The sequence below is a fragment of the Vicingus serpentipes genome, from assembly GCF_007993035.1.
Classification (GTDB): Bacteria; Bacteroidota; Bacteroidia; order Flavobacteriales_E; family Vicingaceae; genus Vicingus; species Vicingus serpentipes.
In genome coordinates, this window is sequence record NZ_VOOS01000002.1 from 184,412 (window position 1) to 202,551 (window position 18,140).

Genomic DNA, 18,140 nt, shown 5'->3' on the forward strand with positions numbered 1-18,140 from the left:
TACTAATGTTGAAAGGATTTATCCTCGTATTATTCTCCTTCATTATTTCATATAGTTTTGCACAAGATGATTATGTATTAGAATCTACGGAATCTACTAAAAATGAAGTTAATAGTGCCATTTTCAACAAACCAAACCCCGATTACACAAGCTACTTTACCACTCCCACTGCTTTTACATTATCAAAAAGAGATTTTAGGTTAGCCAGTAATGACATTTTATTTTTTAAAGTAAGTTATGGATTGACAAGTAACACTACCTTAAGTCTAAATATGTCAGCTTTTAGCAGCTTAGTAGGTTCAATTAAGCAAAATTTAAAAAGGAATGAAACAGTTAATATATCAATTACAGCTTCATTGGGAGACTTAACATCTGGCATAAAAGACACTACAGTTTTGTTTGCTGGCACTAGTTGCCAAGCAACAATTGGAGACCATCAAAATAATTTAACAATTGGTACAGGTATTTATTATATAAATAGCAATGTAGAAATGATTAATGAAGAACATGAATTTTTCTTTCATGTAATTAATGCTGGATTTCAAAATCAGCTTTCAAAAAATATCTATTTTTTAATTGATGGAATGTATTTTACAAACTACAATATTTTAACTGGAGGAGTTGGGTTTAAATTTGTAATTAAGACTAAATATTCTATTAATGCTGGTATTATGCCTATTGTTTGGAACAACATTAGAACTAGCAGACATGATTTTACTTCTGGAGTTCTGCCTTTCTTTTCTGCAAGAATGTTAATTGAAAGAAAAGACTAAACTGACTGGTTTAGCTCATTAATTAATAATTGAATAGTTTCGTTTGTGTATTGCTTTTCTTTAAAAGATTCAACCCATTGAATTCCTTTAACTGCATTTGTTAAAAATAATTCATCAGCTTGTAATAGCATACTGCCATTCACCATTCCTTCAAAAATATTAATATTCATTTTTGCAGCAATTTTTAAAATTTGCTTACGCATCACTCCATCAATACAACCTTCTTCAAGTGATGAAGTATAAATATTATTATTCTTGTATAAAAAGACGTTAGAACTCATTGCTTCAGCAATTCTTCCATGCTTGTTTAGCATTAAACATTCATCTAATTCATTTTCTTTACAATAAATTCCAGCTAATATTTGCTGAAGACTATTCGTTGTTTTGATGTTTGATAACTTAGATGTACTCCTTTTTTGTTCGCTATAAATATCAACCTTTAATCCATTAACGTTTAATTCAAAATAATTATTATCAATTGATTTAGCCTCTATTACATAGGCCTTTTTTTCATTAATTGGTTGATAAAAACCTTCAGCATCTCTAAAAACAGTTAACCTAACTCTTCCACCTTCTTTAATATTGTTTTTAACCAACAACTCTTCAATTTGAACTTTAACATCATTAAAAGAAATATTTGAAGATTTCATTTTCAATAATTCTACACCTTGCTTTAATCTTTTGAAATGATCTTCCACAAAGCATAATTTACCATTAACAACCCTTATTGTTTCGAATAAAGCATCACCATATTTAAAAGCTCTATTATTAATAGAAAATATTTGCTCATCGCTAGCAAAAAGCTTCCCATTATAATTAATATAGCTTTCGTTTTTCAAATTAGTTTATTTGGTTAATATAATTATTTAGATTTTCGTTTGCAGTTACTCTAATTGTTTTTAATCCAACTTTTTGTCCTGCCAATTCATCTCTTCTACTATCACCTATAAAATATGATTTTTCAATATTAACATTATATTTTGCAATAGCTTTTTCAAGCATTAAAGAATCTGGTTTACGACAAATACATTTTTCTACAAAAGAATGATGAGGACAATAATAGATGTCCAAAAGAGAGATATTCGCATCTTTAAACCATTGTTGCATACAACAGTGTACGTTAATTACATCATTATGGTTATATATACCTTTAGAAATACCTCCCTGATTAGTAATTACAATAAACTCAAAGCCTTTTTCTTTTAATACTTTTAAAGCTTCAAACAAACCTTCTACAGGTTTAAAATCTTCAATCTCAAAAGTATATTCTCCTCGCTCAATGTTAATTACACCATCTCTATCTAAAAAAACTACTTTTCTCATTAATTAAAGTAAGCTAATAGTTGATTAAAAAAATTAGATAGGACATTAGGAATAAACAATAAAGTAAATAAAAATCCAAAGGCAGCACCACCAATATGTGCATCATGAGCGACATTAGTACCGCCACGTTTATCCATATACATTTCGTAAGCGATATATAACACACCAAAGACTATAGGAGGTAAACTTATTGGAATGAAAATTATACCTATACCTCCTTGTAAAGGCATAAATGCTATTGCTGAAAATAATATTGCAGAAACAGCACCTGATGCCCCAACTGAATTATACCCATAATCATCTTTATGTTTAATAATAGAAGGTACAGTTGCTGCTATAACTCCTCCAAAGTAGATAAATAGATATAATAACGAAGCTAAACTTCCTACCGTTTGTTCTAAAAAGGATTCAACTACGCTACCAAAAGAGTATAATACATACATGTTAAAAATTAGATGGAAAATATTTCCTTTATCATGAACAAATGCATGTGTTATTATCCTGTGCCATTCTTTACGATGAATAACTTGATAGGGATTGAACAACATTTTAGCATATAACTCACTATTATTGTTAGCCATTAACGACAAACCAACAGTAACTACAATTATAATTAATGTTACACTCATTAAAATAGCTTCATTTGAACATCATCATCGTCTACATCCTTAATTGGTTTAGATTTTGTTTTTTGTTTTGGAGATAAATCTATTTTCTTGTCGTCCTCTTTAGGTGATATTTCTTTTATTTCAATAACTTCTTCATCTTCTTCAGTTTCTTCATCCTCATTTTGAACTATTTCTTCAACTTCTTCTATAGATTCAGCTGTAGCTTCTTCAATTTCAGACTCATCCTCTTCAACTTCTTCGTTTTTTAAAGGTTCTTCGTAAGGTAAGGGTTCTAATAAATCAATATTTTTAACCTTGTTTGTAGTTAATCTATTTCCTATAGCTTTTAAACCTTTTATAGCAATAAACTCTTCTAAATTAATTGTATCTGGATCTTTTTCAACCCCCTTAACTTTAGAATAATTAATTTGTATTTGAGGAAGCCAATCAGTAGAAACTACCTCTAGGTATGAATCCTCATGCTCAGAAATAAATGATGTCTTCTTGTCTGTAGGTTCAATTAAAAATCGTTTAACATTATATTGCTGTTTCTCTCCATCAAAATAAATAGCTGAAACAGGTTTTTCTGGATTCCATTTCTCCAACACAATCATATCCTCTTCGAATTTGGTAAACAAATCGAATCCGGTTAACTGATAATCACCACTTTGCATTATGGTTAATATCTTGTCTTCTGCTTTAAAATCACCTAAAAATTCACCTCTTCCATCAGAATTTAATCGCTGAACAGTATCGTCAAACCATATTTTACGTGCTGAAAGTGTTGAAACTCCTTTTTCTTTAAGTTCAATTTTAGCAATTCCATATTTTGTAACCCTATTCCCTCCTGCTGCTCTACCTTTTATTGCTAATTCAGAGAAATCAATTTCAAATTTCAGTTTACGAACATTTGCTTTTGGTTTTAATTTAACTAATACTGTTTCAGCCTCTCCGTTAGGATTAGCTGAAAACCATAGTACCTTTGAATTAGGAGTCCCTTTTGTTAGTGGATATTCTTTATCTCGAGTTATAGAGGTCACAGCAAAACGTTTCATCATAGAATCGCCCGCTTTTCCATCTTGATAAATTAGGTTATAAATTGTTCGTTTATCACCTTTTTTCCATACTCCAATATGGATAATACCTTTCCCAAAAAATGCTTTTTGAGAAATTCTAGATACAATCATATTTCCATCTTCACGAATCACAATAATATCATCAATGTCAGAACAATCGCAAACTAAATCTCCCTCTCCACGCTTTAAATTAAAGCCTGCAAAACCTTCTTCTTTATTAACGTAAAGCTTCACATTACTTACAGCAACTTTCGCTGCATCAATATTTTCAAAAGAACGAATTTCAGTTTTGCGCTCACGCCCTTCGCCATATTTACGTTTTATTTCTTTAAAATAATTAATTGCGAAATCAACCAAGTGCTCCAAGTCATATTTAACTTGTTTTATCTCATCTTCAAGACTCAATAACTTATCCTCAGCTTTATCAGAATCATGTTTTGTGATTCTACGCATTTTAATTTCAAGCAAACGTTTCACATCATCATCTGAAACCTCTTTTAATAAATGTTTGATGTAAGGTTTTAGTAATTCGTGAGTTAATTCTATTGCTTCTTCATAGCCTAAACCATGAAGTTTTACATATATTTTATTCTCAATAAAAATCTTTTCAAGTGAAGAAAAATGCCATTGTTCATGAAGTTCAGCTAGTTTTATCTCAAGTTCTAACTTTAACAAGTCTACAGTTTGATGTGTTGAAAGTCTCAACATTTCATTTACGCCAATAAACTTAGGCTTATCATCTTCAATTACACCAGAGTTTGGCGATATCGATACTTCACAATCTGTAAACGCATATAATGCATCTATCATTTTATCTGGTGATTCTCCAGGTTGAAGGTGAATTAATATCTCTACTTCATCAGAAGTATTGTCTTCAACTTTTTTAAGCTTTATTTTTCCTTTGCTATTTGCTTTTAAAATAGAATCAATCAACTTATCTGTTGTTGATCCAAAAGGCAATTCTGTTACTTTTAATGTTTTCTTGTCTTCTTGAACTATTCTAGCTCTAACCTTTACTCTTCCACCTCTTAACCCGTCGTTGTAAGCTGAAAAATCAGCCATACCTCCTGTTATAAAGTCGGGATATATATTTACTTTTTTACCTTTAAGAATCGCTATAGAACCATCAATTAACTCATTAAAATTATGTGGTAATATTTTACAAGCCAATCCTACTGCAATACCTTCAACACCTTGAGCTAATAAAAGTGGAAATTTAACTGGCAACGTTTCTGGCTCTTTATTTCTTCCATCATAAGATGATAACCAAGTAGTTGTTTTAGGGTTAAAAACTACCTCTAAACCAAATTTAGTTAATCTAGCTTCAATATATCTAGGCGCCGCTGCTCTATCACCTGTGAATATATTACCCCAGTTACCTTGACAATCTATTAATAAATCTTTTTGACCTAATTGAACCAAAGCATCACCAATAGAAGCATCTCCATGTGGGTGATACTTCATTGTATTACCAATGATGTTCGCCACTTTATTATAACGACCATCATCCATTTCTTTCATAGAATGTAAAATTCTACGTTGTACTGGTTTTAAACCATCATGTAAATGTGGAACAGCACGTTCTAAAATTACATACGAAGCATAATCTAAAAACCACTCTTGGTACATGCCCGAAACTTGAATTACGTTCTCAAGCTGCTCCCCTTCTATTGGTTGCTCAAATTCTTCGTCTCTTTCTATATTATCTTCTTCGTTTTCAGCCATTTTAGCTAATAGTTATTTTAAATTGATTCCTCAACTAAATCTTTTTCTACTTTTAAATTTTCGATAATAAACTCTTGTCTGTCAGGAGTATTTTTACCCATGTAAAACTCTAATAGTTTTGGAATTGGCGTATCTTGTCCAATTAAAACTGGGCTTAAACGAATATCCTCTCCAATAAAATATTTAAACTCATTAGGAGAAATTTCACCAAGACCTTTAAATCGAGTTATCTCAGGCTTTCCTTTTAAGCTTTCAATTGCTTCTTTCTTTTCAGTATCTGAGTAACAATAAAATGTTTGTTGCTTATCTCTCACTCTAAATAAAGGTGTTTCTAAAACAAACAAATGCCCGTTTTTAATTACATCTGGAAAAAACTGCAAAAAGAATGTAATAAGCAACAATCGAATATGCATACCATCCACATCGGCATCAGTAGCAATTACGATATTATTGTAACGTAAATCCTCTATGCTTTCTTCTATATTTAAAGCTGCTTGCAATAAATTAAATTCTTCGTTTTCATAAACAATTTTCTTTGTTAAGCCATAAGAGTTTAATGGCTTACCCTTTAAACTAAAAACTGCTTGTGTATTTACGTTTCTTGATTTTGTTATAGAACCCGAAGCTGAATCTCCCTCTGTTATAAATAAAGTAGTTGCAGGTTTATTATCATTGTCTTTATCATCGTTTAAATGAACTCTACAATCACGCAACTTTTTATTGTGCAACGAAACCTCTTTAGCTCTTTTTTTTGCTAGTTTTTTAATTCCAGCCATATCCTTACGTTCACGCTCAGATTGCATTATTCTACGCTGCAATGCATCAGCCGTATCAGGATTTTTATGTAAAAAGTTATCTAATTCTCTCTTTAAGAAATCAGTAATAAAAGCTCGCATTGATGGTCCATCAGGTCCAACCTCTGTAGAACCTAATTTTGTTTTTGTTTGCGATTCAAAAACGGGTTCCATTACTTTTACACTTATTCCACCAACTATACCTGAACGAACATCACTAGCCTCATAATCTTTACCAAAAAACTCTCTGATTGTCTTTACGTAAGCTGCTCTAAATTCACCTTGGTGCGTTCCTCCTTGTGGAGTAAACTGCCCATTTACAAATGAATGATACTCTTCTCCGTATGATTGGGTATGTGTAATAGCAACCTCAATATCTTCTCCTTTTAAATGAATTATAGGATATACAGGTTCGTTGGATAAGTTTTGTTTTATTAAATCTTTTAACCCTTCTTCAGAAAAAATCTTCTCTCCATTAAAGTTTATGGTTAATCCTGTATTTAGAAAAGCATAATTCCAAAGTAACTTTTCTATGTATTGACTTCTAAATTGATAATTTTTAAAAATCTCTTCATCTGGTAAAAAAGTCACTTTCGTTCCTTTTCTTGAAGTGGTTTCTTCTATATCATGCTCTGTAACTAAATTTCCTCTTTCAAATTCTGCTTTTTTAGTTTTACCATCTCTTATGGCTTCTACTTTAAAGTATGATGATAATGCGTTTACCGCCTTTGTACCAACTCCATTTAACCCTACAGACTTCTTAAAAGCTTTAGAATCATACTTCCCCCCCGTATTCATTTTACTTACGGCGTCAATCATTTTACCTAAAGGAATACCTCTACCATAATCTCTAACTCGTACTTGCTTATCTTTTATAGAAATATCAATGGTTTTTCCATGCCCCATCACAAACTCATCGATACAGTTATCGACAACTTCTTTCAACATGATATAAATACCATCATCATACGCTCCACCATCTCCTAACTTTCCAATATACATACCTGGTCTAAGCCTAATATGCTCTTTCCAATCTAACGAACGTATATTATCCTCGGTGTAATTTGGTTCTTCAGTCATATTTTATCCAAAGTGATATTAATTTTCAACCCTTAAAATTATTAATATTTAGCTAGGTTTTTTCGCTTTAAACGAAAGGTTTTCAAGGAGTTTATCAACATTTTAATTCACTTTTTCTATCTTATTTACTCTATCTTTTAATTCTTTTAATTCTATACCTACACTTCTCATTAAATTTAAAATACTTACAGGATTTAATTCATCCTCTTCATATTGTCCAATACATAAATTCAATTTGAATTCCCAAATCTCCAAAACCTCTGAAAGATGTACTTGATAAGGTTTATACAACTTATTATCAGAAGATAGAACCAAATATCCTTCATCTAATTTGTTAGTATAAACTCGCTTATAAACTAATCCATCATCTTTTGTTAAAATAATATAACAACAATTATTTCTAACCATTTTAGGATGTTCTACATATTCTCCTATAACTACATCTCCATCTTTTACCCAAGGATGCATTGAATCGCCTTTTATTGGAAAGGCTCTATGTTTTCCTGTTGGTAAAAAATTTAAACTCATAATCGGCATATTAGCAACATATTCAGAGTCTGAATAACCTGTTAAATAACCTGCTGATGCCTCTTGAGTAACAACCTCTATTACATTATCACCATGTTCATCTACTCGAATAGGAAACAATACACGGTGGTTACCAATATCAATAAATGAATCATCGTCAGAAAGTGTTAAATCATTTTTAACCAATGCGTCTATTGGAATTTTATAATAATCTGAAAATAAAATTAGCATTGCTATTGGTGGCTCTGAACGACCTTCTTCATAAGAACCTATTCTTGCTTTTGAAACATCTAACTCTTTAGATAATTGCTCTTGAGTTAAGTTTTTTATTGATCGTAAGTGACGTAAATTATTCGCTATACTTTTCATACCTATTATTAATTAAAATTTCAACAAACTAACATTTGTAGTTAGCAAATCTAAATATAATAGTTAATATTACAAAATATATTTTAAACTCATGAAAGGTCGCGGAAGTCAGATAAAAGTAAACAACCGATATTTTAAGCAACAATATGTTAACGAACATATTGAGGGAATAGACGTTCCTTTTTTAGAAGAAACCAAGACAGAATACATTAAAGAAAATCCTAAAAAAATTGTAAATAAAGTTTATAGTCCAAATGTTCCTTTTCAATACTCAATGAATCCCTATCAAGGATGTGAACATGGTTGTATATATTGCTACGCAAGAGAAAGCCACCAATACTGGGGTTATGGAGCAGGTATAGATTTTGAACGAAAGATTATATACAAACCAGACGCTCCTAAATTATTAGCAAATCAATTTAACAATAAGAATTGGGTAGTTAGCCCAATTATGCTTTCTGGAAATACAGATTGCTACCAACCTATTGAAAGAAAACTACAAATAACAAGAGAACTTTTAAAGGTTTGCTTAAAATACAAACACCCTATAAGTATTTTAACTAAAAAAGCACTCATACAAAGAGATATTGATATTTTGGTAGAATTAGCAAAACTTAATTTAGTTCATGTTGCATTAAGCATCACTTCTCTTGACAATAAACTAAGAAGTGTTTTAGAACCAAGAACAGCAACAGTTGAGAAAAAACTAGAAACACTTGAATTATTAGCTGCAAACAATATTCCGACAGGCGTTATGGTTGCTCCTATAATACCAGGGCTTAATAGTCATGAGATACCAACTATTGTTGAAAAAGTAGCTAAACTAGGCGCTATATCTATTGGGCACACTACAGTTCGCTTAAATGGCGAAATTGCTGAAATTTTTGAAGACTGGATACAAAAAACATTTCCAAACAAAGCAAGCAAAGTGTTAAACCAAATAAAAGAAATTAATGGAGGGAATTTATATAGTAAAGGAAAAAACAGACTAAAACTGCATGGCGAAACAGCTATTATGATTAAAAACATGTTTAAAATAGCCGTAAACAAACATTTAAAAGAAAGCTCTTTTCCAGAGTATGATTTAACTCTTTTTAGTAGACCTAATGACCAGTTAAAGCTTTTTTAAATATGGAAAATTTAATGATTAATCATATTTACAAAAATTCAACTTCATCTAAAAGCATTAAAATTCCCTATATAGATGATGGTATTAGTGCTGGTTTTCCTTCTCCAGCTCAAGACTTCATGGATATTTCTATTGACTTAAATAAGGAACTTATTAAAAATCAACCAGCTACATTTTTTGGTCGTGTTAAAGGTGTTTCTATGATAGATGCAGGAATTAATGATGGAGACTTATTAGTAATTGATAAAAGTTTAAGCCCTAAAAGTGGCTGTATAGCAGTTTGTTATATTGATGGCGAGTTTACTGTCAAAAAAATAAAATTAGAAAAAGATTGTTGCTGGCTTATTCCCGCAAATAAAATGTATAAACCCCAAAAAATTGATACCGATAACGATTTCACGATTTGGGGAATTGTTACCTACATAATTAAATCTGTATAATGTATGCTTTAGTGGATTGTAATAACTTCTACGCTTCATGCGAGCGTGTATTTAATCCAAGTTTAAAAAACAAACCCATTGTTGTACTATCAAATAATGATGGATGTGTAATAGCCAGGAGCAACGAAGCTAAAAAACTTGGTATCCCAATGGGAGCTCTTGCTTTTGAATTTGAACATTTTTTTAAAAAAAACAATATCCATGTTTTCTCATCAAATTATGCCCTTTATGGAGATATGAGCTCAAGAGTAATGAATATTCTTACCTCATTCTCTCCTGAAATAGAAATATATAGTATTGATGAAGCATTTTTAAAATTTGAAGGATGTAACTATATTGATTTTGATAGTTATGGAAAAAAAATTCATGAGACCGTTTCAATGTCCACAGGTATACCTGTAAGTATTGGTTTTGCAAAAACGAAAGCTCTTGCTAAGGTTGCTAACAAAATAGCTAAAAAATTTAATCAAAAAACTAACAATGTATATTTAATTGACAATGAGCTTAAACGAATAAAAGCGTTAAAATGGCTTCCCATCGAAGATGTTTGGGGAATAGGAAGTCAGTTATCAAAAAAACTCAAATACAAAGGTGTTAATAATGCTTTTGATTTTACTCAATTAAGCGATACTTGGGTTAAAAAAAATCTATCAATAGTAGAATTAAAATTAAAAAAAGATTTAGAAGGTATACCAACCCTTGAGATAGAAGTTGTCGCAGACAAAAAATCAATAGCAACTACTCGATCTTTTGAAAAAGATTACACAAACTATAATGATATAAAAGAACGTATCTCAACTTTTGCTGTATCCTGTGCTGAAAAGCTACGAAAACAAAAATCAAACTGTAACGCTTTAATTATCTTTTTAAGAACAAATAGCAATAAAAACTTACCTCAATACAATAAAAATATAGTAATTCAACTTCCATTCCCTACAAACTCAAGTATCGAAATTTCAAAACTAGCTATTAAAGGATTAAAACATATTTATAGAGATAACTATCACTATAAAAAAGCTGGAGTAATAGCAACAAAAATAACCCCTCAACATGAAAAGCAGCTTATGATTTTTCAAAATTCAAATCCAAAACACGAAAAATTAATGCTTATTATTGACAAATTAAACAATGATTTTGGCCAACAAAAAATAAAAATAGCTAGTCAAGGCTTAGGACGAACATGGAAAATGAAACAAGAACACTTGTCGCCTAGATACACCACTAAGTTGAGTGAAATAATAACCATTAAATAATGCTTAATCTATCCATAGAAGAAATATACGACGAGCATAATGGATTAGTTTATAACTTATGTCTTAACTATTTACAAAACATTGAGGATGCCGAAGAAGTAACTCAAGATGTTTTTGTGACTATATTCAAAAAACAAGAAGAATTTAAGAGTAACTCCTCTCTAAAAACATGGATTTACAGAATTACTGTAAACCATTGTTTAGATTTTTTAAAAGCCAAAAAAAGAAAAAAAAGATTCGGATTTATAATTCCTATTTACGACAATAGCGAAAGTTACTCTTATAGCGATTTTAACCATCCAGGAATAATACTAGAAAACCGAGAAGCTACAGAAAAGTTACTCAAACTAATAAACGAATTACCTGATAATCAAAAAACAGCTCTAATCTTAAAAATAATTGATGAGTTATCACAAAAAGAAATTGCTGAAGTTATGGACTTGTCTGTAAAAGCAGTCGAATCTTTATTGTCTAGAGCAAAAAATAATTTAAAAGAAAAAATTAAACAAAGCGAAGGATACAACAATTAATATCGTCTAAACCTATGAACACAGAAGAAAACGAAATGTTTGAAGAACTAAAAAACATACAAAAAGTTGAGTCATCTGCTACTCTATTTTCTAAAATTGAAACTAGAATTAAAGAGGAAAAAAACAACTCTATTTCGATGAGTAAGTTAATGGCTGCTAGCGTTGTGCTACTTCTATTAATTTCAAGTAATGCATTTATAGTTCGAAATCAATTAAAACAAAAGAGAACTACTAATCAAAATGAATTAGTTGAAGCTTTTGATATTAACACTACAAATCAATTGTACAATGAATAAGTCTAAATTATTAATCATTTCAGTTGTAACATTAGCTGCATTAAACATTGCGCTAATACTTGTTTTAACTCTTGGTCATTCGCCTCGCCCACCACATAATATGGGAGGGCCAAAACAGATAGTAATAGAGAAATTACACTTTGATGCTAGCCAGATCGAAGCGTACGAAGAATTAATTTCTGTACATAGAGAAACAATTAGAAGCAAGGAAGAAGAAATGAGAGTTGCAAAAGAAAGTCTTTACCATTCTCTTTCTTCTAATAATCAAGACAAAAGAGATGAATTAATAGCAAAAATAAATATCATTCAAAAGAATTTTGAAGAAATACATTACAATCATTTTTTGGATATTAAAAAACTTTGCAAGCCAGACCAAATAAAAGATTATAATGAATTAACAAATGAATTAGCTAGGATATTCTCCCCTCAAAAAATGCCACCTAAAAGGTAAAAATGAAACCATTTAAACTATTAATTATTAGTGTTTTATACTGTAATATTTTAGCAAGTCAAAATATAAATGACTTAACGATTACAATACAACCTTTATTAAATAGTCAGAACTTAATTCTCGAAAAAGAAAATACAGAAAGTACTATAATTAATAAGTTTAAATTCTATCTAACAAATTTTTCATTTACTAAAAATGATGAATTAATATGGAAAGAAAAAGATAGCTACCATTTAATAGATGTTTCAAATCCTTCAACTTTAAACTTAAAATTTGAAATGCCCCCTGATATAGAATTTGATCAAATCCATTTTTCACTTGGAACTGATAGTTTAATTAATATTTCTGGTGTTATGGGAGGAGATTTAGATCCTACAAAAGGTATGTATTGGGCTTGGAATAGTGGTTATATAAACTTTAAATTAGAAGGAAAAAGCAAAAACATTCCATTTGAATTTCATTTAGGAGGCTACTCTCCTTCTACAGTTCAACAAGTAAAATTGAAAATCGACAAACAAAAAAACACAATTATATATTTCGATATCGCTAATTTTTTAAATCAAATCGATTTAGAAAAAGAACACAAATTAATGTCTCCAGGCAAAGAAGCTCAAAGATTATCAAAAATCGCAGGGAGTCTATTTTATTTAAATGAATAAAAATAAAATCATAGCCATATTAAGTTTATTTGCGTTCATAGAATTAGCAATGTTGTTGCCTACAAATACAACACCCTTTAAGGTAAATTACCCTAACTACTTCCCATCTCCTAATTACGATTTTGATAAAAATCCATTAACTCAAGAGGGAATTGATTTAGGTAGAAAACTTTTTTATGATCCCATACTGTCAAAAGACAGTTCTATTTCATGCAGTAATTGCCATCTTTCTTACACAGCTTTTACTCATGTAGATCATAAACTTAGTCATGGTATAAATGATAGTATTGGCAATCGAAACTCACCATCTTTAATGAATTTAGCTTGGCATAATTCATTTATGTGGGATGGTGCAGTAAATCATTTAGATGTTCAAGCTTTAGCTCCAATTAGCCATCCTGCGGAAATGGATGAAGACTTAAATAATGTTATTAAAAAACTAGAATTAAGCACTTATCCAAATCTATTTTACAAAGCTTTTGGAAATAGTAAAATTACTGGAGAAAACTTACTTAAAGCGATATCTCAATTTGAACTAACACTTATATCGTGCAATTCGAAATACGATAGTGTAATTAATAAAACTGCTACTTTTTCTCTTCAAGAAGAAAATGGATACAAACTATACAAAGACAAATGTTCATCTTGTCATACAGAACCTTTATTTACTAATAATCAATTTGAAAATAATGGACTTGCAATTGATTCAATATTAAAAGATTTAGGAAGGTACGGAATTACTAAAAATCCAACTGACTCACTAAAATTTAAAGTTCCTACTTTAAGAAATATTGAGTTTTCATTTCCTTATATGCATGATGGCAGATACAATTCTATTTCTGATGTTTTAAATCATTACACAAATAACATTATTAAAACAAAAACTTTATCGCAACATCTTTCTGAGCCAATTAAACTCACTTCAAATGAGAAAGTAGATTTAACAGCTTTCTTACTAACATTAACAGACAAAAACTTCTTATTTAATAAAGAATATGATTTTCCGAATCATTTATTTTTTCCTAAAACGAAGGATAATTAATTATTCATCGTCTAAATAAATAATTAACAAATAAAATCTAACTATGAATAAACTAATCTTACTTGTATCTGTTGTAATTTTAGAATTAGGACTAAAAGCACAAACCAACCCAGCAATTACATCGTGGTTACAAAACACTACTGTAACAGGTAGACATTATGTTAGTGGAAACTCAATACCAATAGACGATGCTGATCTAGTAAATGTTCAATCAGTTCAGTATTCAACTGACTATGTTTATGTTTCGGCGACTGGTATTCCAGCTTATGTTACTGGTCCATTTTTAGATGGTAATCCATCACTTGCCACAGCTCAAAATTCAATATTCAAATTCCCATTAAACCCTGTTCAAAACACAGGTACGCCTACCGCTACAAATATGGGAAATATTGGTGTTTTTATTAATGGAACAGCTTTATTTGATAATAGAGATGGTGTTGCTTGGAATAATTCTAGTAGTTCTTTATGTGGTGGACCAGGAAATTCTCCTTGCCCTGGAGGACCAACTGCTGTAATGGATTGGAATAGAGATGCTATTCCTGCTGAAAAAGCAGGTTTTGATTGTTCAAAAGGTCATCCAGCAATGGGTAATTATCACCATCATCAAAATCCTAGTGCGTTTAAATTAGATTTAAATGTAGTTTCAACTATTTGTAATACTTATGATGCAGATGGACTATATGCTATTGATAGCACTAAACACTCTCCTCTAATTGGATTTGCATATGACGGATTTCCAATTTATGGTGCTTATGCATATGCTGAAACAAATGGAACAGGAGGAATTACTAGAATGAAATCTGGATATGAGTTAACTGGAGCCACAACAAGAACAAATGGACCAGTTGTAAATTCGACTTACTTTGAAGGGTATTTTAAGGAAGATTATGTTTTTGTTTCTCATCCTGGTCAAAATGATTATTTAGATGAACACAATGGTCGATTTTGTGTAACCCCTGAATATCCGGCTGGAACTTATTGTTATTTTGCTACTGTTGATGAAAATTGGAATTCAACATATCCTTATGCTGTTGGGCCAACTTTTTATGGCGTTAAATCAGCAACTACAGTTACTAATATTACTGAATCAGTAACTACTTATGAAAGTACTACGGGTATTAGTGATTATGATTTAAATAGTGTTGAAATTAATTTATTTCCAAATCCTGCAAATGATTTTGTAGTTATACAATTAAATTCGCTTGTTAAAGAAAATGTTAAAGTTAAATTATTCGATATAACTGGTAAGTTTATTTCAGAAACAGTGATTTATCAAGGTACTACGATAGCTCACATTGATACAAGAAGTTTATATGCAGGGCAATATATTGTGAAATTTGTTTTAAACGAAAAATCTGTGACTCGTAAATTACTGATTAACAAATAGAATAAGGAATATTACTTAAACAAAAAGGGTTAGACGATGTCTAACCCTTTTTTAATTTGTTTTATGAAATTTTATACATTAAATCTAAAGTGCATAATATCTCCATCAGACACAACATACTCCTTACCTTCTACTCCCATTTTACCAGCATCCTTACAAGCTGCTTCTGAACCGAGTGTTACAAAATCGTTGTATTTAATTACTTCTGCTCTAATAAATCCTTTCTCAAAATCAGTATGAATTACGCCTGCAGCTTGAGGTGCTGTCATTCCTTCTTTAATTGTCCAAGCTCTTACTTCTTTAACTCCTGCTGTAAAATAAGTTTGTAAGTTTAACAACTTATATGCTGTTCTAATTAATTTATTTACACCCGCTTCCTCTAAACCTAAATCTGTTAAAAACTCTTTTCTTTCCTCATAAGTTTCAAGTTCAGCAATATCTGCCTCAATTTGAGCCCCAATTACTAATACTTCTGCATTTTCATCTTTAACAGCCTCTTTTACCTGCTCGACATATTTATTTCCTCCAACTACTGAACTTTCATCTACATTACATAAATACAAAACTGGTTTAGTTGTAATTAATTGAAGTTTTTTTACAATCTCTTTTTCATCTTCTGCTAACTCAACAGTTCTTGCTGATTTACCTGACTCTAATGCTTTAATTATGCGCTCTAACAATTCTGCTTCTTTAACTGCTGATTTATCTCCAGTTTTCACTTTACGTTTCAAGCCTTCAAAATTTTTCTCAACAGTTTCTAAATCTTTTAATTGCAACTCTATATCAATAATTTCTTTATCTCTAACTGGGTTCACTGAACCATCAACATGAACAACATTACCATCATCAAAACATCTTACAACATGAATAATGGCATCTGTTTCTCTAATGTTTGCCAAAAACTTATTACCTAAACCTTCACCTTTACTAGCTCCTTTAACTAATCCTGCAATATCAACTATTTCTATTGTAGTTGGTAAGACTCTTTCTGGTTTAACTAATTTTTCTAACTCTTCTAATCTATTATCTGGAACAGTAATTACACCAACATTTGGTTCAATTGTACAAAACGGAAAGTTTGCTGACTGAGCTTTTGCATTCGACAAACAATTAAATAAAGTTGATTTTCCTACATTGGGTAACCCAACAATTCCACATTTTAAAGCCATATCTTAATATTTTAAGGCTGCAAATATAAATTAATTCAATCATTTATTAAGATTAACTTAAAAATTGTGAGTTGCTAACATAACTTACCTAATAACATCTTCATTCAAATCTCAGCAACAAAAAAAGTTTATTTAAATTTGAAAAAAATTAAATACGATTTCTCTTACCTTAATTATGGCGAACGAAAGTAAAGCACAATCAATAATATATAGTATTCTCAACCCATTTATTCAATTATTAATAAAATTAGGTGTTACTCCAAATATGGTAACCTCTTTTGGTTTCTTTTTAAATATAGTAGCTGCTGTTATTTTTATTGTTGGTGCAGAAATTGCAGAAAGAGACGAATTAAGTTATGTTGGTTGGGGCGGTTTTACAATTTTAATTGCAGGTTTATTTGATATGATGGATGGAAGAATTGCTAGATTAGGCAATATGTCAACTACTTACGGAGCATTTTACGACTCTGTAATTGATAGATATAGTGAATTAGTTATGTTTTTAGGTATAAGTTATTATTTAATCTCTCACGATTATTTTTTAAGTTCATTATTTGGATTTGTTGCTTTAGTAGGATCTATGATGGTTAGCTACACTCGTGCAAGAGCTGAAGGTTTAGGTATTGAATGTAGTGTTGGAATGATGCAAAGACCAGCAAGAGTTGTAACAATTGGTGCAGGTGCAATGTTTTGTGGTATTGCTTATTTCTTTTTTGGGAACATTTCAATTCATTTAGATGATTCACCCATTACTTTATTTGAGACCATTTCTATTTTTACTTTACCTGTAACAGTAGTTGCAATTTTTGCAAACACAACTGCTATTCAACGATTAAGACATTGTAAAATTGAACTAGATAAAAAAGATGCTTAAAAAATTATTTCCTCTTTTAATTTTAATCCCTGTTTTTTACGGTTTTAATAAAATAGAGTATAAAAATTCTACAGAATTCATTATTGGTGAAGATTCTGTTTTTAATGGATACCCTACCCCTAAAGATGCAAATATGCTTTTTTACATTCAAAAAAGCTTCAATACCAATGCAGTAGTTTACACTTTAAACATTGACAGTAAAGGTCAAATTAATAAAGATGAGCCAATTAATGTGTTTTGGAGAAGATACCAAGAACAAGGTCAAAAAAGAGAATTAAAATATGTTGAAAAAACTTTTGGTTTTGGAGTTAAAGCCGATTTTTTAAAAGACAGGCCAAATACTGTTGAGTTTACAATTGTAGCTCTTAAAAAACTAAAGTTATTTGCTACTGTTGATACTAAAGGTAATCCAACCGTAGCAACAACTATAAATGGGAAACCGGCATATATTGACAAAGTATTTATTACTGCTGAGCATACTAAATTACTACCTGAAGTTTTTGCTGTAGAATTATTCGGTAAAGAGATTAAATCTGGCAAATACATATACGAACGAATAGAAAAATAAAGTCCAAATCATTATTTGTTATTCGATTAATAAATCTTTTTATTTGGTCAACAAAAACCAATCAAA

19 protein-coding genes are annotated in these 18,140 nt (G+C 30.3%); 12 read left to right on the plus strand and 7 right to left on the minus strand.

The genetic code is table 11. From position 1 onward, the window contains the following. Window positions 1–5: 5 nt before the first annotated feature. Window positions 6–773, plus strand: a complete 768-nt coding sequence (locus FRY74_RS04790; protein WP_147099160.1) for a hypothetical protein — start codon at window positions 6–8, stop codon at window positions 771–773. Here FRY74_RS04790 and FRY74_RS04795 read toward each other — a convergent pair. The 6 genes from FRY74_RS04795 to FRY74_RS04820 all read right to left on the minus strand — a co-directional run bounded on the left by FRY74_RS04795 (window position 770) and on the right by FRY74_RS04820 (window position 8,276). Beyond that, window positions 770–1,612: an aminotransferase class IV gene (locus FRY74_RS04795; RefSeq protein WP_147099162.1), complete on the minus strand. Its 843-nt coding sequence runs from the start codon at window positions 1,610–1,612 to the stop codon at window positions 770–772. The genes FRY74_RS04790 and FRY74_RS04795 overlap by 4 nt on opposite strands. Before the next feature lies 1 nt (window position 1,613). After that, window positions 1,614–2,096: a D-glycero-alpha-D-manno-heptose-1,7-bisphosphate 7-phosphatase gene (locus FRY74_RS04800; protein ID WP_147099164.1), complete on the minus strand. Its 483-nt coding sequence runs from the start codon at window positions 2,094–2,096 to the stop codon at window positions 1,614–1,616. Then, complete coding sequence (locus tag FRY74_RS04805; RefSeq protein ID WP_147099166.1) at window positions 2,096–2,725, minus strand: rhomboid family intramembrane serine protease; 630 nt, start codon at window positions 2,723–2,725, stop codon at window positions 2,096–2,098. The genes FRY74_RS04800 and FRY74_RS04805 overlap by 1 nt, the downstream gene beginning before the upstream one ends. Beyond that, on the minus strand, window positions 2,725–5,505 hold the full coding sequence (locus FRY74_RS04810) for a DNA gyrase/topoisomerase IV subunit A (protein ID WP_147099168.1): 2,781 nt from the start codon (window positions 5,503–5,505) through the stop codon (window positions 2,725–2,727). Before FRY74_RS04810 ends, FRY74_RS04805 begins: the two co-directional genes overlap by 1 nt. Before the next feature lie 17 nt (window positions 5,506–5,522). Next, the gene (locus tag FRY74_RS04815) at window positions 5,523–7,379 is read right to left on the minus strand and encodes a DNA topoisomerase IV subunit B (protein WP_147099170.1); all 1,857 of its coding nucleotides are present in this window, start codon (window positions 7,377–7,379) and stop codon (window positions 5,523–5,525) included. A gap of 102 nt (window positions 7,380–7,481) precedes the next feature. Continuing rightward, window positions 7,482–8,276 (minus strand): XRE family transcriptional regulator, encoded by a 795-nt coding sequence (locus tag FRY74_RS04820; protein ID WP_147099172.1) that lies wholly within the window; start codon window positions 8,274–8,276, stop codon window positions 7,482–7,484. 91 nt (window positions 8,277–8,367) lie between these two features. Here FRY74_RS04820 and FRY74_RS04825 point away from each other — a divergent pair, with 91 nt between their 5' ends. The 9 genes from FRY74_RS04825 to FRY74_RS04865 are packed head-to-tail and all read left to right on the plus strand — an operon-like array spanning window position 8,368 to window position 15,463. Further along, window positions 8,368–9,405, plus strand: coding sequence for a PA0069 family radical SAM protein (locus tag FRY74_RS04825; protein ID WP_147099174.1), 1,038 nt, complete (start codon window positions 8,368–8,370; stop codon window positions 9,403–9,405). Window positions 9,406–9,419: 14 nt separating this feature from the next. Continuing rightward, window positions 9,420–9,845 carry a LexA family protein gene (locus FRY74_RS04830; RefSeq protein ID WP_147099769.1) on the plus strand — a complete coding sequence of 142 codons (426 nt, stop codon included), beginning with the start codon at window positions 9,420–9,422 and terminating at the stop codon, window positions 9,843–9,845. Continuing rightward, on the plus strand, window positions 9,845–11,098 hold the full coding sequence (locus FRY74_RS04835) for a Y-family DNA polymerase (protein ID WP_147099175.1): 1,254 nt from the start codon (window positions 9,845–9,847) through the stop codon (window positions 11,096–11,098). Before FRY74_RS04830 ends, FRY74_RS04835 begins: the two co-directional genes overlap by 1 nt. Then, a complete protein-coding gene (locus tag FRY74_RS04840) occupies window positions 11,098–11,628 on the plus strand; it encodes an RNA polymerase sigma factor (RefSeq protein WP_147099177.1) in 531 nt (176 codons plus the stop codon). Before FRY74_RS04835 ends, FRY74_RS04840 begins: the two co-directional genes overlap by 1 nt. A 14-nt stretch (window positions 11,629–11,642) precedes the next feature. Further along, window positions 11,643–11,924, plus strand: coding sequence for a hypothetical protein (locus FRY74_RS04845; RefSeq protein WP_147099179.1), 282 nt, complete (start codon window positions 11,643–11,645; stop codon window positions 11,922–11,924). After that, a complete protein-coding gene (locus FRY74_RS04850) occupies window positions 11,917–12,375 on the plus strand; it encodes a periplasmic heavy metal sensor (RefSeq protein WP_147099181.1) in 459 nt (152 codons plus the stop codon). Before FRY74_RS04845 ends, FRY74_RS04850 begins: the two co-directional genes overlap by 8 nt. A gap of 2 nt (window positions 12,376–12,377) precedes the next feature. Continuing rightward, window positions 12,378–13,034, plus strand: a complete 657-nt coding sequence (locus FRY74_RS04855) for an MbnP family protein (protein WP_147099183.1) — start codon at window positions 12,378–12,380, stop codon at window positions 13,032–13,034. Continuing rightward, the gene (locus FRY74_RS04860; protein WP_147099185.1) at window positions 13,027–14,076 is read left to right on the plus strand and encodes a cytochrome-c peroxidase; all 1,050 of its coding nucleotides are present in this window, start codon (window positions 13,027–13,029) and stop codon (window positions 14,074–14,076) included. Before FRY74_RS04855 ends, FRY74_RS04860 begins: the two co-directional genes overlap by 8 nt. A gap of 43 nt (window positions 14,077–14,119) precedes the next feature. Then, window positions 14,120–15,463, plus strand: coding sequence for a YHYH protein (locus FRY74_RS04865; protein WP_147099187.1), 1,344 nt, complete (start codon window positions 14,120–14,122; stop codon window positions 15,461–15,463). A 71-nt stretch (window positions 15,464–15,534) separates the two neighbouring features. Here the strand turns inward: FRY74_RS04865 and ychF are convergent, their stop codons facing one another. Then, window positions 15,535–16,632: a redox-regulated ATPase YchF gene (gene ychF, locus FRY74_RS04870; protein WP_147099189.1), complete on the minus strand. Its 1,098-nt coding sequence runs from the start codon at window positions 16,630–16,632 to the stop codon at window positions 15,535–15,537. A 175-nt stretch (window positions 16,633–16,807) separates the two neighbouring features. Here ychF and FRY74_RS04875 point away from each other — a divergent pair, with 175 nt between their 5' ends. Together FRY74_RS04875 and FRY74_RS04880 are read left to right on the plus strand one after the other, a co-directional pair. After that, window positions 16,808–17,506, plus strand: a complete 699-nt coding sequence (locus FRY74_RS04875; RefSeq protein WP_147099191.1) for a CDP-alcohol phosphatidyltransferase family protein — start codon at window positions 16,808–16,810, stop codon at window positions 17,504–17,506. Beyond that, window positions 17,499–18,074, plus strand: coding sequence for a DUF4833 domain-containing protein (locus FRY74_RS04880; protein WP_147099193.1), 576 nt, complete (start codon window positions 17,499–17,501; stop codon window positions 18,072–18,074). Before FRY74_RS04875 ends, FRY74_RS04880 begins: the two co-directional genes overlap by 8 nt. The last annotated feature ends 66 nt before the right edge of the window (window positions 18,075–18,140 follow it).

Excerpts from the sequence above, each read along its gene's own strand:
- FRY74_RS04875 (WP_147099191.1), top strand. The coding sequence starts at position 16,808 with ATGGCGAACGAAAGTAAAGCACAATCAATAATATATAGTATTCTCAAC.
- FRY74_RS04805 (WP_147099166.1), bottom strand. The coding sequence starts at position 2,725 with ATGAGTGTAACATTAATTATAATTGTAGTTACTGTTGGTTTGTCGTTA.
- FRY74_RS04830 (WP_147099769.1), top strand. The coding sequence starts at position 9,420 with ATGATTAATCATATTTACAAAAATTCAACTTCATCTAAAAGCATTAAA.
- FRY74_RS04865 (WP_147099187.1), top strand. The coding sequence starts at position 14,120 with ATGAATAAACTAATCTTACTTGTATCTGTTGTAATTTTAGAATTAGGA.
- FRY74_RS04790 (WP_147099160.1), top strand. The coding sequence starts at position 6 with ATGTTGAAAGGATTTATCCTCGTATTATTCTCCTTCATTATTTCATAT.
- FRY74_RS04835 (WP_147099175.1), top strand. The coding sequence starts at position 9,845 with ATGTATGCTTTAGTGGATTGTAATAACTTCTACGCTTCATGCGAGCGT.
- FRY74_RS04845 (WP_147099179.1), top strand. The coding sequence starts at position 11,643 with ATGAACACAGAAGAAAACGAAATGTTTGAAGAACTAAAAAACATACAA.
- FRY74_RS04880 (WP_147099193.1), top strand. The coding sequence starts at position 17,499 with ATGCTTAAAAAATTATTTCCTCTTTTAATTTTAATCCCTGTTTTTTAC.
- ychF (WP_147099189.1), bottom strand. The coding sequence starts at position 16,632 with ATGGCTTTAAAATGTGGAATTGTTGGGTTACCCAATGTAGGAAAATCA.
- FRY74_RS04820 (WP_147099172.1), bottom strand. The coding sequence starts at position 8,276 with ATGAAAAGTATAGCGAATAATTTACGTCACTTACGATCAATAAAAAAC.
- FRY74_RS04810 (WP_147099168.1), bottom strand. The coding sequence starts at position 5,505 with ATGGCTGAAAACGAAGAAGATAATATAGAAAGAGACGAAGAATTTGAG.
- FRY74_RS04855 (WP_147099183.1), top strand. The coding sequence starts at position 12,378 with ATGAAACCATTTAAACTATTAATTATTAGTGTTTTATACTGTAATATT.
- FRY74_RS04840 (WP_147099177.1), top strand. The coding sequence starts at position 11,098 with ATGCTTAATCTATCCATAGAAGAAATATACGACGAGCATAATGGATTA.
- FRY74_RS04825 (WP_147099174.1), top strand. The coding sequence starts at position 8,368 with ATGAAAGGTCGCGGAAGTCAGATAAAAGTAAACAACCGATATTTTAAG.
- FRY74_RS04850 (WP_147099181.1), top strand. The coding sequence starts at position 11,917 with ATGAATAAGTCTAAATTATTAATCATTTCAGTTGTAACATTAGCTGCA.
- FRY74_RS04815 (WP_147099170.1), bottom strand. The coding sequence starts at position 7,379 with ATGACTGAAGAACCAAATTACACCGAGGATAATATACGTTCGTTAGAT.
- FRY74_RS04860 (WP_147099185.1), top strand. The coding sequence starts at position 13,027 with ATGAATAAAAATAAAATCATAGCCATATTAAGTTTATTTGCGTTCATA.
- FRY74_RS04800 (WP_147099164.1), bottom strand. The coding sequence starts at position 2,096 with ATGAGAAAAGTAGTTTTTTTAGATAGAGATGGTGTAATTAACATTGAG.